The organism is Blastomonas sp. (assembly GCF_046294995.1).
Taxonomy (GTDB): Bacteria; Pseudomonadota; Alphaproteobacteria; order Sphingomonadales; family Sphingomonadaceae; genus Blastomonas.
Window position 1 is genome coordinate 35,836 of the sequence record NZ_JBKBOG010000006.1, and the last position, 12,735, is coordinate 48,570.

14 protein-coding genes are annotated in these 12,735 nt (G+C 65.8%); all 14 read left to right on the forward strand.

Annotated elements, in window-relative coordinates; genetic code table 11:
• The 14 genes from fliF (at position 1) to ACK4R0_RS09130 (ending at position 12,692) form a co-directional block, all read left to right on the forward strand.
• On the forward strand, positions 1–1,782 hold the full coding sequence (gene fliF / locus ACK4R0_RS09065) for a flagellar basal-body MS-ring/collar protein FliF (RefSeq protein WP_409673389.1): 1,782 nt from the start codon (positions 1–3) through the stop codon (positions 1,780–1,782).
• Positions 1,775–2,821: a flagellar motor switch protein FliG gene (gene fliG / locus ACK4R0_RS09070; RefSeq protein ID WP_409673392.1), complete on the forward strand. Its 1,047-nt coding sequence runs from the start codon at positions 1,775–1,777 to the stop codon at positions 2,819–2,821. The genes fliF and fliG overlap by 8 nt, the downstream gene beginning before the upstream one ends.
• A complete protein-coding gene (locus ACK4R0_RS09075) occupies positions 2,814–3,494 on the forward strand; it encodes a hypothetical protein (RefSeq protein WP_409673395.1) in 681 nt (226 codons plus the stop codon). Before fliG ends, ACK4R0_RS09075 begins: the two co-directional genes overlap by 8 nt.
• Complete coding sequence (locus tag ACK4R0_RS09080; protein WP_409673397.1) at positions 3,491–4,822, forward strand: FliI/YscN family ATPase; 1,332 nt, start codon at positions 3,491–3,493, stop codon at positions 4,820–4,822. Before ACK4R0_RS09075 ends, ACK4R0_RS09080 begins: the two co-directional genes overlap by 4 nt.
• A complete protein-coding gene (locus ACK4R0_RS09085; protein ID WP_409673400.1) occupies positions 4,819–5,244 on the forward strand; it encodes a hypothetical protein in 426 nt (141 codons plus the stop codon). The genes ACK4R0_RS09080 and ACK4R0_RS09085 overlap by 4 nt, the downstream gene beginning before the upstream one ends.
• Positions 5,241–7,109 (forward strand): flagellar hook-length control protein FliK, encoded by a 1,869-nt coding sequence (locus tag ACK4R0_RS09090; protein ID WP_409673403.1) that lies wholly within the window; start codon positions 5,241–5,243, stop codon positions 7,107–7,109. Before ACK4R0_RS09085 ends, ACK4R0_RS09090 begins: the two co-directional genes overlap by 4 nt.
• 37 nt (positions 7,110–7,146) lie before the next feature.
• Positions 7,147–7,713 (forward strand): flagellar basal body-associated FliL family protein, encoded by a 567-nt coding sequence (locus tag ACK4R0_RS09095; RefSeq protein ID WP_409673406.1) that lies wholly within the window; start codon positions 7,147–7,149, stop codon positions 7,711–7,713.
• A 34-nt stretch (positions 7,714–7,747) separates the two neighbouring features.
• A complete protein-coding gene (locus ACK4R0_RS09100; RefSeq protein ID WP_409673408.1) occupies positions 7,748–8,692 on the forward strand; it encodes a flagellar motor switch protein FliM in 945 nt (314 codons plus the stop codon).
• 8 nt (positions 8,693–8,700) lie between these two features.
• A complete protein-coding gene (fliN, locus tag ACK4R0_RS09105; protein ID WP_409673410.1) occupies positions 8,701–9,051 on the forward strand; it encodes a flagellar motor switch protein FliN in 351 nt (116 codons plus the stop codon).
• 72 nt (positions 9,052–9,123) lie between these two features.
• Entirely contained in the window at positions 9,124–9,477 is a 354-nt protein-coding gene (locus tag ACK4R0_RS09110; RefSeq protein ID WP_409673413.1) for a FliO/MopB family protein, read from the forward strand.
• Between the two features lie 110 nt (positions 9,478–9,587).
• Positions 9,588–10,358: a flagellar type III secretion system pore protein FliP gene (fliP, locus tag ACK4R0_RS09115; RefSeq protein ID WP_409673416.1), complete on the forward strand. Its 771-nt coding sequence runs from the start codon at positions 9,588–9,590 to the stop codon at positions 10,356–10,358.
• A gap of 126 nt (positions 10,359–10,484) precedes the next feature.
• On the forward strand, positions 10,485–10,757 hold the full coding sequence (locus ACK4R0_RS09120) for a flagellar biosynthetic protein FliQ (protein ID WP_054135646.1): 273 nt from the start codon (positions 10,485–10,487) through the stop codon (positions 10,755–10,757).
• Positions 10,754–11,533 (forward strand): flagellar biosynthetic protein FliR, encoded by a 780-nt coding sequence (gene fliR, locus ACK4R0_RS09125; protein ID WP_409673420.1) that lies wholly within the window; start codon positions 10,754–10,756, stop codon positions 11,531–11,533. Before ACK4R0_RS09120 ends, fliR begins: the two co-directional genes overlap by 4 nt.
• A gap of 4 nt (positions 11,534–11,537) precedes the next feature.
• Positions 11,538–12,692 carry a flagellar biosynthesis protein FlhB gene (locus ACK4R0_RS09130; protein ID WP_409673423.1) on the forward strand — a complete coding sequence of 385 codons (1,155 nt, stop codon included), beginning with the start codon at positions 11,538–11,540 and terminating at the stop codon, positions 12,690–12,692.
• Positions 12,693–12,735: the final 43 nt, after the last annotated feature.

Consider the following 12,735-nt stretch of genomic DNA (forward strand, 5'->3'; position numbering starts at 1 on the left):
ATGTCAGAGATTACCATTACCCCCAGTTCATCCGACGGCACCGCGCTTGCCCCTTCGCCCGCGATCATCGCCGGCCAGGGCGGCTCGGGCGCGGCGGGCCGCATCCTGGGTGGCACCACCATCCCGGCACAGGTCCGCAACTTCGTGGCCCAGCCCGCCGTCGCCAAGGCGATGCCGCTGATCGGCTTCCTGGGCGTCGTCATGCTGGCGATCCTGGCATGGGCCGCCTTGCGCGAACCGCCGCAGCGCGACCTGTTCAGGGGCCTCCCCGACAGCGACAAGTCTGCGGTCATCTCGGCGCTCGATGCCTCGACCATCCGCTACAGCTTCGACAACAGCTCGGGCACGATCATGGTGTCCGAAGATGATTATCACCAGGCAAGGATTGCGCTCGCAGCCCAGGGTCTGCCCAAGAGCGCGCCCAGCGGCGACGATCTGATCTCGGCGATGCCGATGGGGGCGAGCCGCGCGGTGGAAAACGAAAAGCTGCGCGCCGCACGCGAGCTCGATCTTGCCCGCAGCATCGAAGCGATGGACTCGGTCGTCAGTGCCCGCGTCCATCTGGCGGTCGAGCCGCCCAGCATCTTCATCCGCGACCGCAACGAGCCCGCCGCATCGGTGGTGCTGCAGCTTGCAGAGTCGGGACGCCTGCCGGAGTCGCAGGTCCAGGCGATCATCCACCTCGTCGCCAGCTCGATCCCCGGCCTGTCGGCGGACAATGTTTCGCTGGTCGATCAGAACGGCCGTTTGCTTTCGAGCAACGCCAAGTCCGGCGGGATGGATGATGCCGAGCGCCAGATCGAGGTGAAGCAAACCATCGAGGAACGCTATCGCCGCCAGCTGACCGCATTGCTGACCCCGATGCTGGGTTCGGGCAACTTCGTCGCCGAAGTATCGACCGAGGTGAACTTTGCCGAGCGTCAGGCTACGACCGAAAGCTTCCCCGCCGACGAGGCGCGGGTGCGCAGCGAGCAGACCGTCACCTCGACCGAAGCGCTGCCGGCCCCCGCCGGTGGAATTCCCGGCGCGCTGGCCAACCAGCCGCCCGCCGACCCCAATATCGCGACCGAGGCCGGTGCCGAACTGGCGGGTGCCGAGGCCGCCGCTCCCGGCACCACCACGACCCGCAACGAGCAGGTCAATCGCAACTTCGAGCTCGGCCGCCAGGTCGCGGTGACCCGCGAGCCTTCGGGCAAGGTCACCCGCATCTCGGTCGCGGTCGCCATCAAGAACCTGGCCGGTGGCAAGGAGCGCAGCGCCGCTGAAATCGCCGCGATCGAGGCTCTGGTAAAAGGCGCGATCGGCTTCGATGTCGCGCGCGGTGACCAGGTCGCGATCTCGTCGCGCAACTTCGAGCCGGTGACCACGCTGGAAGAACCGTTCTACGAGACCAGCTGGTTCAACATGCTGGTGCGCAACGTCTCGGCGTTGCTCGTGGCACTCGCGCTGATCTTCGGCATCGGTCGCCCGCTGCTCAAGCGCTACACCAAGCAGAAGGCCGACGACAAGCAGGCGGAGCTGGCTGCCGCCGCAGTGGACGGCCCGACCGGCCTGCTCGCCCAGGCGCTGGCCCGCGACGGCAACGATCCGCGTGCCGTGGCACGCGCCGCCAGCGACAACGAGCCGGTGACGCTCGACATGATCAACGCCGCGTCGAGCTATCAGGAACGCGCGCTGCTGATCCAGAACTTCGTCCGGCAGAACCCGGATCACGCCACCTTGGTGGTGCGTGATCTGCTCAAGGCGACTGCCGACGCTTCACGGGAGCCGGTCGATGCCTGATGCACTTGATGCCGTGGTCGAGCAGGGCATTGCCCCCGCCGGCCGCCGCCCGATCCCGGGCGATCACGCCGCTGCCATCCTGATGCTGCTGTTTGCAGAAGAACAGGCCGCCGAAATCCTCACCCGGCTGGAGCCCGAGGAAGTGCGCCAGCTCAGCGAAACCATGTTCTCGGTCGCCGATGTCGGTGCCGAGGAGATCAACGAGGTGCTCGACCTGTTCATCGACAAGGCGCGCAACCGCACCACGCTTGGCTACAAGGCCGACGAGCAGATCGAGGGCATGCTCAAGCGCGCGCTGGGCGACCGCCGTGCCGAAACCATGCTCACCCGCGTCGCACCCAAGAAGTCCGGCAACGGGCTCGAGGCGCTCAAGTGGATGGACGCGGTCGAAATCGCGCTGCTGGTCGAGCATGAACACCCGCAGATCGCAGCTGTCGTGCTGTCGTATCTCAAGCCCGAGGTTGCCGCCAACGTGCTGCAGCTGTTGCCGGTCGAAGTCCAGGAAGACGTGGTCTTCCGGCTGGCGACTTTGGGCCCGGTCAGCGCCGAGGCGCTCGAGACGATCGATGCCTTGCTCGCCAGCCAGGGCGCCAGCCAGCGCAGTGGTGGATCGAGCTCGTCGGGAGGCACTTCCGATGCGGCTGCGATCATGAACATCATCAACAAGCGCGAGAGCGCGCGCATCATCCGCGCGGTGACCAAGCGCGACAAGGACATCGCGCGCAAGATCGAGGACGAGATGTTCGTCTTTGCCGATCTCATCCGGCTCGATGCCAAGGATCTGGGCGCGCTGGTGCGCTCGATTGATGCGGAAATCCTCGTCCCAGCGCTCAAGGGTGCGGACGACAAACTGCGCGACAAGATGTTCGGCTGCATGTCGAGCCGCGCGGCGCAGTCGATCGCCGACGACATTGCCGATCGTGGTCCGATGCCGCTGTCCGAAGTGGTCGAGGCGCAGAAGGCGATCGTCCAGGCCGCCAAGCGGATGGCCGATGCGGGCGAAATCGTGATCGGTGGAGGTGGCGACGAATATGTCTGACCGCCCGATCACGATCGGTCCCGACGGCGCTGCGGCGTTCCTGCCGGTCTGGGATATGCAGGCTCCGGTGGCGGTGTTCCGTCCCTCGGCGATCTTCACCGCAATGTCGGGCTTTGCCAGCGCCGATGCGCAGGCGCCGGTGATGGAGTTCGACGAGGAAGACGATTACGACGACGAGCCGGTGATCGATGCAGGCCCGTCGCCCGAGGAAATGCTGGTGCAGGCCTATGATCAGGGGGTTGCCGATGGCATTGCCCAGGCCACCGCCGAGCTGCAATCGAGCGATGCCGCGACTGAGGCGCTGGCCGCAGCGATCACGGCATTGCGCCCGCAACTGTCGCAGGGCCTGTGCGCCATGCTGCTGCATGCGATGAAGCAGATGCTCGAACGCTCGAGCGGGTTTGCGCAGCCCGATGCGGCTGTGCTGGAAAAACACTGCCGCTCGCTCGCCATGCTGGTGACCCGCGACATGCGCGGCAGCGCGCTGCACCTGCACCCAGAAGACATGAAGCTGCTTGGCGATGCCGAATGCGGGCTGGTGCTTACCCCTGACCCGACAATCCGGCGCGGCACCGTTTCGCTCAATCACGCCGATGGCTGGATCGAGCAGGGGACACAGCCGATGCTCGATGCGCTGCAGGGTCTGATCGATGATCTGGAGGGGGACCAATGATCGCCGCACAGGAAGACGCCGTTCGTCAGTTTACCGACAAGGTCGCCGCGCTTGGGGCAGGGCCGCGCCGCGTCGGCCGTCTGGTCGCGCATGAAGGCGGAATGCTTGAAGTTACCGGCTTTGACTACCCGATCGGCTATGGCGGATCGGTCCGCGCCGCCGACGGCAGGCGCATCCGTGCCGAGATCGCTGGGTTTCGCGGTTCGCGCGCGATGATGGTGCCGCTGGAAAGCGATGCTGCGTTGCGCAGCGGCGCGCGGGTCGAACCCGACGCGCAGGCCAATATGGCCGTGGTCGGAGAAGCGCTGCTCGGCCGGGTGATCGGTCCGATGGGCGAGCCGCTCGACGGCCTGGGCCCGGTGATCGCGCACGATCGCTGGCCGCTGGCCGGCAAGCGCGAAAACGTGCTCAACCGTGGCCGAGTCACCAAGACAATCGATCTGGGCGTCCGCGCGATCAACGCGCTGCTCACTGCCGGACACGGCCAGCGGATCGCGGTGGCAGCAGGGTCGGGTGTCGGCAAATCGGTACTGATCGGCCAGATCATCGGCTTTGCCGAGGCAGACATCATCGTCGTCGGGTTGATCGGCGAGCGTGGCCGCGAGGTCAGCGATTTCGTCGAGACCAAGATGGCAGGGCCGATGAAGTCGCGCACGGTGACCGTCGCGGTTCCTGCCGATCACAGCCCGATCCTGCGGCTGCGCGCGGCCTATCGCGCCACGGCCATCGCCGAATATTTCCGCAAGCAGGGCAAGAAGGTGCTGCTGATCATCGACAGCCTGACCCGCATCGCCCACGCACAGCGCGAAATCGGGCTGGCGCTGGGCGAGCCGCCGACGATGAAGGGCTATCCGCCTTCCGCGCTCGCGCTGATCCCCAAGCTCGTCGAACGCGCCGGCAACGACAAGGAAAGCGGCGGATCGATCACCGCGCTCTACACCGTGCTCGCCGATGGCGACGATCTCGACGACCCGATCGTCGATGGCGCCCGCGCCATCGTCGATGGCCACATCATCCTGTCGCGTTCGATGGCCGAGCAGGGGATTTTCCCGGCGATCGACATCGGCAAGTCGCTCAGCCGCGTTGCCACCGACATCATCTCCGACGAACATCGCCGCGCGATGGCGAATTTCCGCCGGATCTGGTCGGCGTACGAGGAAAACCGCGATCTGCTGCTGATGGGCGCGTATCGCGAGGGCAGCGACGCCAATATCGACGAGGCGGTGGCGCGCAGGCCCGATCTGCTGGATTTCATCCGCCAGGCGCCACATGACCGGATCGATATCGACGCGAGCGTCGCCGATCTGATGCAAGGGTTCGGCGCATGAGCTTGAAGCCCAAATCCTGGCGGCGGGTGCACGCCGTGCGCGATGCGCAGGTCAAGCTGGCGATCGGGGTTGCCGCCCATGCGATGCGCAACGAGGCGACCTTGGTGAACAATGCCGACCGGCTGAAGAAGCTGCGCGACGGTGCGTTCGAAGCCGCGCACTGCCACACGGGCGCCGCGCTGCATTCGCAGCTCGAGCTCGCGCAGCGGCTGATGCGCGCCGATGGCGAGATCAATGCCGCCCTGGTGCGCGCGCGGCAGCATCTTGCCCAGGTCGAGCGGCAACGGACTGCCGCCTATATCGACCGGGAAACCACATCACGGCTGCTCGACAGAGCGATTGCGCATGCCGATGACACCGCCGACCGCAAGGCCGCGCGGCTGCCGATCCGCCGCAGAATGAAGAAGGAAGCGCAGGAATGAGCCACGACATCATGCAGGCGCTTTCGGGATCATCGATGCTGTCGCTCTCGGTTGGCACGCTTCCTGCTGTAAAGCCGGGTATGTCGCTTGATGCCAACCCCTTTGCCAGCCAGCTGGCGCTGATGACCACTCCGGACGCCGCGTTGGGCGGTGCCGGACAGGCTGCATCCGGCGGTGCCGTCGAGGGCGAAGCGAGCGCCGCGTTTGCTGCAGCGCTCGTCCAGGCTGGCGCGCCACTGGCGGGGTCGATGGCCGAACCGGTAGCGCAGTCGCCGGCGGTGACGGCTTCGGCCCTCCCCGACACCGTTGCTGCCGCCGAAGTTGCGCCGCTGCCCGAAGATGCCAGTCCCAGCCAGATCATCGAAGCGGTGCTCGCCGGGACGATGAAGCCTGCGCCCGGCATCGTGCAGACACAGGTGCCCGCGGCCAAAGCGGGCGCTGCCCAGACTTCGGACACGACCCGCGCGCGTTCCATCGCGCCTGGGTCGATGCCCGAGGCGGTTGCGGCGGACGAGATCGCCGCCGAACCCCATGACGGGCCCCACTCCGTGCGCCCGCGCCGCGCCGCGCACCGCGACACGTCGGTTGCCACGGCCGCCGACGCCGCGCCAGTCGCTGCGCCGGTCGTCGAACCTGCGCTCCCCGCTCCCGTCCGCCCGCAAGCCTCTGCGCCAGAGACCGGCAGCGTGCGGGTCGCGATCAGCGCCAACCCGTCGATGGCGGCACATCCCGCACCTGCAGCCGATGAAGCCCTCGGTGCGGACGCCGCACCCACGATTGTACCCGACGCTGCCCAGTCCTTTGCCCAGTCCTCTGCGCAGATGACCCCGGTCCCTGCGCCACCCGCGCAGCCGGATCATGCCCAGCGTCCCGCGACCGCGTCTGCACCTCGCGATGCCGCTGTCGCCGTCGATCCCGACACCGCCACACCCGCGCAGCCCGCTGCAGCAGTGGCCCAGGCTCCCGTCGCTGTCGCCCGCCCGGACGTCGATGCTGCGGCCGCTCCGGCGGTCGCTGCCGACCCGGCAACTGTTGCGCGCGCAGCGACCGATCCCGCCCTCGCCGCAGCGGTCGTCCAGCCCGGCCAGGGTGCAGCCCAGCCGCCGCGCAGCGTGGTCTCGGCAACCAGCCAGCGCACCATTCTGGCGGCATCGCAGGGCGCACGCCCGGCAGAGGCACTCGGCGCTGTGCTGGGTCTGGGTGATCCCGCCGCGCCGCTGCCCGCCTCGTCGCCCGCCGCGCGCTTTGCCGATGCGATCCGAGTCGATGCGACCCGCCTTGATGCGATGTCCGCCGCGCCGGCTGAAACCGTTCCGCCCGCATGGGCCGCAGCGCTCAACGCGGTCGCCTCGCCGGTGACGACGCAGGCTGCTTTCGGGCTCACCGCTGCAGCCGCAGCGGGCAACGCCGCGGCGGCTCCGCTCGCAACCTTGAGCTTTGACGAGGGCTTTGTCGGCAACGTCGAAACGCAGATCGCCCGCGTGATCGGCGAGGGTCAGCTGGTGCGGATGCAGATCATGCCCGAGCACCTTGGCCGCATCGATATCGAGTTGCTCGCGGGGCCCAAGCGCGACCATGTGCGCATCGTCACCGAACATGACGCGGTGCGCGACACGCTGGCCCAGTCGCAGATCCGGCTCGAGCAGGAGCTGCGCAACAACGGCAACCGCAACACCGACATCACCGTGGAGCTTCGCCAGCCATCGACAGGCACCCAGGGTGGCTCTGCCCAGCAACAGCGCGGCCAGTCCGGGTCCGAACCGGGCCCAGCCCGCGACGGCATGCCACGGCAGGCTGCAGCAGATTCCCTGACACAACCCAACACCGCCCAGCGTCGCCCGCGCGACAATGTGCGCTACGCTTAACCCACTGAACACACGACAATCTCTTAAGGATCGACAGATGGCTGAAACCGAAAAGGAACCGAAAAAGAAGGGCGGCTTAGTCAAGAAGCTGCTCGTTCCCGTCCTGCTCGTCGCAGTTCTGGGCGGCGGCGGCGCTGCGGCCGGATTCTTCGCTGCCGGCATGGTCGGTGGTGGCGAGCATGAAGACCCCAACGCGCCCAAGGTGGTGCTGAAGGATGGCACCACGGTGTCGGCCAAGGCTGCCGGTCTCAAGCAGCCCGGTGAAGGCAGCAAGCTCGACGCCAAGTTCAAGGTCACCTATTTCCCGATCGAGGAGCCGTTCACCGCCAACCTGCGCGGGGACACCGGCTTTGCCCAGATGTCGCTCGCGGTCTCGACCTATTTCGATGACAAGATCACCGTCGCGCTCACCGATCACAACATCGCCGTGCGCTCTGCCGTGTTGATGACGATCAGCGAATTCGACGCGATGCAACTCGAATCGCTCGAGGGCAAGGAGCAGCTCAAGGACAAGATCAAGGATGTCGTCAACGCCACGCTGACCGAGAAGACCGGCTTCGGCGGCATCGAGGACGTCTATTTCACCAGCATCGTGGTTCAATGAACACCATTCCAGCGAGACGGGACGACACGATTTCATGAGCAAGGCCAAAACTTCCGCGCGTGACCAGGCCGGTGTGCCCGGCGAAGCGGCTGCCCCGGTTGCGGAGCGCCGCCCTGCCGAGCACAGCTTCGCTCGCGCCGATGCCGACCAGAAGACCGTGGTGCCGGTGCTGCGCCGCGTCGCCCGGGATCTGTGCATCGGGCTGCGCAACGCGCTGGAGCCGATTGCCGGGGTCAAGCTGCGGGTCGATGCGCCCGATCCCGAATTCGCCCAGTTCGATGCCTGGTGCGACCGCCAGCCCGAGCTGGTCAGCATCACCCAGTTCCAGCTGAGCCCGATGAAGGGCCGCGTGCTGTTGCGCATGGAGCCTGCGATGGTTTCGGCGATGCTCGACGCGTTCTTCGGCGGCGCGCCGCGCGACAGCACGGTGACCAAGAAGGAATTCACCCAGACCGACATCCGGCTGATCGGGCGCATTGCCAAGGCGATCGGCGAGCGGATCGGCGGGGCGTGGAACGAGATCGGCAGCTTTGCCTGCCATGCCGCAGGGCATTCGAGCAGCGTCGATGGCGCACGCATCGCTGCGCCCTCCGCGCGCATGGTGGTGCAGCGCTTCCGGCTGACGCTGCCCGGTAACAGCCGCTACGAGATCGAGATCGTCTACCCGCTCGACGGGCTGCAGGGCGCCGACCAGTGCCTGACGCCCGCAGGCTTTGCCGAAGAGCGCGGACCTGATCCGGCCTGGCGCGACCAGATGGCATGCGTGCTGGCCGATGTCAGCCTGCCCGCGCGCTCGGTGCTCGCCCGTCCGGTGCTCACCTTGCCGCAGCTCGCCGATCTCAAGCCCGGCGACATCATTCCCATTCCACCGGCGCGCAACCTGCCGCTGATCATCGGTGACCGCGTGTTCGCGCGCGGCAGCCTGGGTGAACAGAACGGCCTGGCCGCGTTCCGCATCGAAACCATTGAAAGAGGATAAGCCAAACCATGAGCGACATGACCGAAGCGCCGATGCTCGGCGCACCTGCCGATCCGATCGATCTGGGCGGCAACGGATTGCACGAGGCGGCAAATCATTACCGCTTTCTTGCCGATATCCCCGTGCGGCTGTCTGTCGAGGTCGGCAGCGTATCGCTGCGCCTGGCTGAAATCATGGAGCTTGCCGAAGGTTCGGTGGTCGAGCTCGACCGTCAGGCCAATGAGCTGCTCGACATCAACGTAAATGGCACGCTGGTTGCAAGAGGGGAAGTTGTCACTGTCGACGGCCGGTTCGGAATCCGGGTGGCCGAGGTGGTGACGAAGAACGTCGGCCAGGCACGGGTCGAACGGCGAGTCTGACGGGGTCCCTATTGTCCCTGCCAAACCCGCCGGAAACCCGGCGGCGCGGCGGTGGACAAGAAGCGGACCTGCATGACCTATTACATCATCAAACTCGTCATCATGCTGCCGATCATGGCCGGCATGATCTACGGCAGCCTGTGGCTGTACAAGAAGTACCAGCCCGGCATGATGGCCCGGCTCGACATGGCAGGCCCGCAGCGCGACCTCAAGGTCGTCGAAACGGTCAGCATGGGTGTGTCGGGCAAGCTCGCGGTGGTCGAGTTTGCGGGACAGAAAATTCTGGTTTCGGTAACGCGCGCGCGGATCGACACGATCGCCCGCGCCGATGCCGGACACGGTCCGGCCAGCGTATCACCTCCCCCGGCGACGCTGGCCCGATCAGAGCATGACCTGCTCGCCGCGTTCAAGGGACGCGGGGCATGAGCGGGGCAATCCTTTCCGTCCCAACATCCCGTGTTCCCGAGCGAAGTCGAGGGACCATACGCAACCGTGGCGCGCACGTCCCTCGACTTCGCTCGGGACAGACGGGGTGGGTGATCGCCCTTGTGATCCTCGCGTTCCTCGCCCTCTTCCTCGCCACCCCCGCCTTCGCACAAGCCACCGGCCCGGTCGCAGCGCCCGGAGCCTCGGAAGCCCTGGGCCGCGCGCTCAATGATGTCGCGGGCGACGGCAAGCCGCTGACGCTCTCCCTGCAGATCCTCGTATTGATGGGTCTGCTCACCATCCTGCCTTCGATGCTGCTGATGATGACCAGCTTCACGCGGATCATCATCGTGCTGTCGATCCTGCGCCAGGCGCTGGGGCTGCAGCAGACTCCGCCCAACCAGGTGCTGATCGGCCTGTCGCTGTTCCTCTCGATGTTCGTGATGGCGCCGACCTTTACCGAGATCAACGCGCGCGCTGTCGCCCCCTATGCCGCCGACACGATCGAGCTGGAAACCGCGATCGAGATTTCGGGCAACGAATTCCACAAGTTCATGATCAAGCAGACCCGTCAGACCGACCTCAAGCTGTTCATGGATCTGGCCAAGGAAAAGGCGTTCGCCCGGCCGCAGGACATCCCGTTCTCGATCCTGCTGCCCGCGTTCGTCACCAGCGAACTCAAGACCGCGTTCCAGATCGGCTTCATGATCTTCCTGCCGTTCCTGGTGATCGACCTTGTCGTCGCTTCCACGCTGATGGCTTTGGGCATGATGATGCTGTCGCCGACGATCATCTCGATGCCGTTCAAGCTGCTGCTGTTCGTGCTGGTCGATGGCTGGGCGCTGACCATGGGCTCGCTCGCCGGGTCGTTCGTGACGTGATGTCGGTATCTTCGAACCCCTTCCCGTTTGTCCCGAGCGAAGTCGAGGGACGTGATCGCCAACGGTTGCGTAACGTCCCTCGACACGCTCGGGACAAACGGAACTTGAGAGCCATCGGAAACTGACATGGAACAGACCGACTATTTCATCGGGCTTGCGCAGCAGACCTTGTGGATCACCGCGCTCGCCTCGGCCCCGCTGCTGATCCCCGCGCTGCTGGTGGGCGTGCTGCTCGGCATGGTCCAGGCGGCGACCTCGATCAACGAGGCGACCTTGAGCTTCGTGCCCAAGCTTGTCGTGCTCGCGATCATCCTGGCGCTGTTCGGCGGATCGATCCTCTATCTGATCGCCGATTTCACCGTCGAGATCTTCAGCCGCATTCCGGACCTTCTGCTGTGATCGCACCGGGGTTCGCCTCTGTCGAAGCGCAATTGTGGATCTGGATCATGGCGATGATCCGGCCCGGGGCCGCGCTGATGGTGGCACCGGTGTTCGGCGCGACCAGCGTGCCGCTGCAGGTGCGGATCATCCTGTCGGCGATGATCGGCATTGCCGCTGCCAATTCGGTCGATATCAAGCTGCCCGACAGCACGCTGATCAGCTATTCGGGCTTCGTCTTCATCCTGGGCGAGGTCATTTGCGGCGCGGCGATCGGCTTTGCGCTGCAGATCGGCTATTCCGCCGCGTTCGTCGCGGGCGAAGTGATCAGCAACACCATGGGGCTGGGTTTTGCCTCGATGAGCGATCCGCAAAGCGGCGCGTCGAGCCCGGTGATCGGCAGCTTCCTGTCGATTATCGCGGTGCTGTTGCTGCTGGCGATGGATGGCCATCTGATGCTGATCGCGATCATCGTGCAAAGCTACGAGGCGCTGCCCCCGGGCAATGCCTTCGTGTCAGCGCGGGTGATCTTCGATCTGGTCGAGTTCGGCGGCACATTGTTCTCGATGGGTCTGGTCATCGCGCTTCCGGTGGGGGCCGCGCTGATCATCGTGCAGATCACGATGGCGATGCTCGCGCGCTCCGCACCGCAGCTCAACCTGTTTTCGGTCGGCATTCCTGTCGCCGTGCTCGCAGGGATCATCCTGCTGGCGATGGCGGCTCCGGTGCTTGCCGATGGGATGATGCGCGCGATGGAGCTTGGCCTTGCGCAATCCGAAGTGATGGCGGGCAGCTGACGCGATGGCAGAGCAGCCCCCAGGTGGCGGTGAAAAGACCGAAGCCCCGACCGAAAAGCGCATTCGCGATTCGGTCGAGAAGGGCGATGTGCTCCAGTCCAAGGAACTGGGCACCGCGATGATCATGATCGGAGGCACCTTCGCCTTCGTGCTGTTCGGCGACGTCATGGTGTCGGCGATCGCATCGATGCTGCGCACCGGGTTGGTGTTCGACCTGCACGACGCGACCGATTTCAACGTCGGCCAGCGCACCTTCACGCTGCTGGCGCCGCTGGCGCTGCCCTTTGGCGGGCTGTTCGTGTTCCTGATGCTGGCGGCGGTGGCGACACCGGCGTCGCTCGGCTCGCTGGGCTTCCGGTGGAGCGCACTCCAGCCCAAGGCCTCCAAGCTCAGCCCGATGGCGGGTTTCAAGCGGATGTTCGGGCTTCACGGGCTGATCGAGCTGGGCAAGTCGATCGCCAAGGTGGCGCTGATGGGCACGGTCGGCGTGGTGATGATCATGACGATGCTGCCGCAGATGGCCGAGCTCGGCCATGGCGATGTTCGGGCCGGAATCGGTGCATTTGGCGAGCTGTTTGCGATCACGATGATGGCGATGGCCGGATGCCTGGGTCTGATCGCGATGATCGACGTTCCGGCACAATGGTTCCAGCGCAACCAGAAGCTCAAGATGACCAAGCAGGAAATCAAGGACGAGCACAAGGAAGCCGAAGGCTCGCCCGAGCTCAAACAGGCGGTGCGGCGGCGACAGTACGAGATGCTCAATGGATCGACCCGCAAGGCGATCGAAGAGGCGACCGTGCTGCTGGTCAACCCGACCCATTTTGCGATTGCACTGCGGTACGACCGGGACAAGGACGCAGCACCCGTGGTGCTGGCGCGGGGGCGCGGCGCGATTGCGCAGGTGATGCGCGAACTGGCGATGGAGAAGGGCGTCACCATCCTGCGCTATCCCGAACTGACCCGCGCGATCTATTTCACCTCCAAGCCAGGCACGATCATCGACGAGCGGCTGTACATGGCGGTGGCGACGCTGCTCGCCTTCGTGTTCCGCATCAACGAGAAGCTGGATGTCGGCTTCGGCCAGCCCGACCTCGACGTGCCCGCCGAGATGCGCTTCGACATGGACGGAAAGCCCGAGAAAATGCGCGCGCAATGACCAAAAGATCGCTTAAACCGAGCGCCCCGGCGCCGTTAACGAA

Excerpts from the sequence above, each read along its gene's own strand:
- fliF (WP_409673389.1), top strand. The coding sequence starts at position 1 with ATGTCAGAGATTACCATTACCCCCAGTTCATCCGACGGCACCGCGCTT.
- fliG (WP_409673392.1), top strand. The coding sequence starts at position 1,775 with ATGCCTGATGCACTTGATGCCGTGGTCGAGCAGGGCATTGCCCCCGCC.
- ACK4R0_RS09075 (WP_409673395.1), top strand. The coding sequence starts at position 2,814 with ATGTCTGACCGCCCGATCACGATCGGTCCCGACGGCGCTGCGGCGTTC.
- ACK4R0_RS09080 (WP_409673397.1), top strand. The coding sequence starts at position 3,491 with ATGATCGCCGCACAGGAAGACGCCGTTCGTCAGTTTACCGACAAGGTC.
- ACK4R0_RS09085 (WP_409673400.1), top strand. The coding sequence starts at position 4,819 with ATGAGCTTGAAGCCCAAATCCTGGCGGCGGGTGCACGCCGTGCGCGAT.
- ACK4R0_RS09090 (WP_409673403.1), top strand. The coding sequence starts at position 5,241 with ATGAGCCACGACATCATGCAGGCGCTTTCGGGATCATCGATGCTGTCG.
- ACK4R0_RS09095 (WP_409673406.1), top strand. The coding sequence starts at position 7,147 with ATGGCTGAAACCGAAAAGGAACCGAAAAAGAAGGGCGGCTTAGTCAAG.
- ACK4R0_RS09100 (WP_409673408.1), top strand. The coding sequence starts at position 7,748 with ATGAGCAAGGCCAAAACTTCCGCGCGTGACCAGGCCGGTGTGCCCGGC.
- fliN (WP_409673410.1), top strand. The coding sequence starts at position 8,701 with ATGAGCGACATGACCGAAGCGCCGATGCTCGGCGCACCTGCCGATCCG.
- ACK4R0_RS09110 (WP_409673413.1), top strand. The coding sequence starts at position 9,124 with ATGACCTATTACATCATCAAACTCGTCATCATGCTGCCGATCATGGCC.
- ACK4R0_RS09120 (WP_054135646.1), top strand. The coding sequence starts at position 10,485 with ATGGAACAGACCGACTATTTCATCGGGCTTGCGCAGCAGACCTTGTGG.
- ACK4R0_RS09130 (WP_409673423.1), top strand. The coding sequence starts at position 11,538 with ATGGCAGAGCAGCCCCCAGGTGGCGGTGAAAAGACCGAAGCCCCGACC.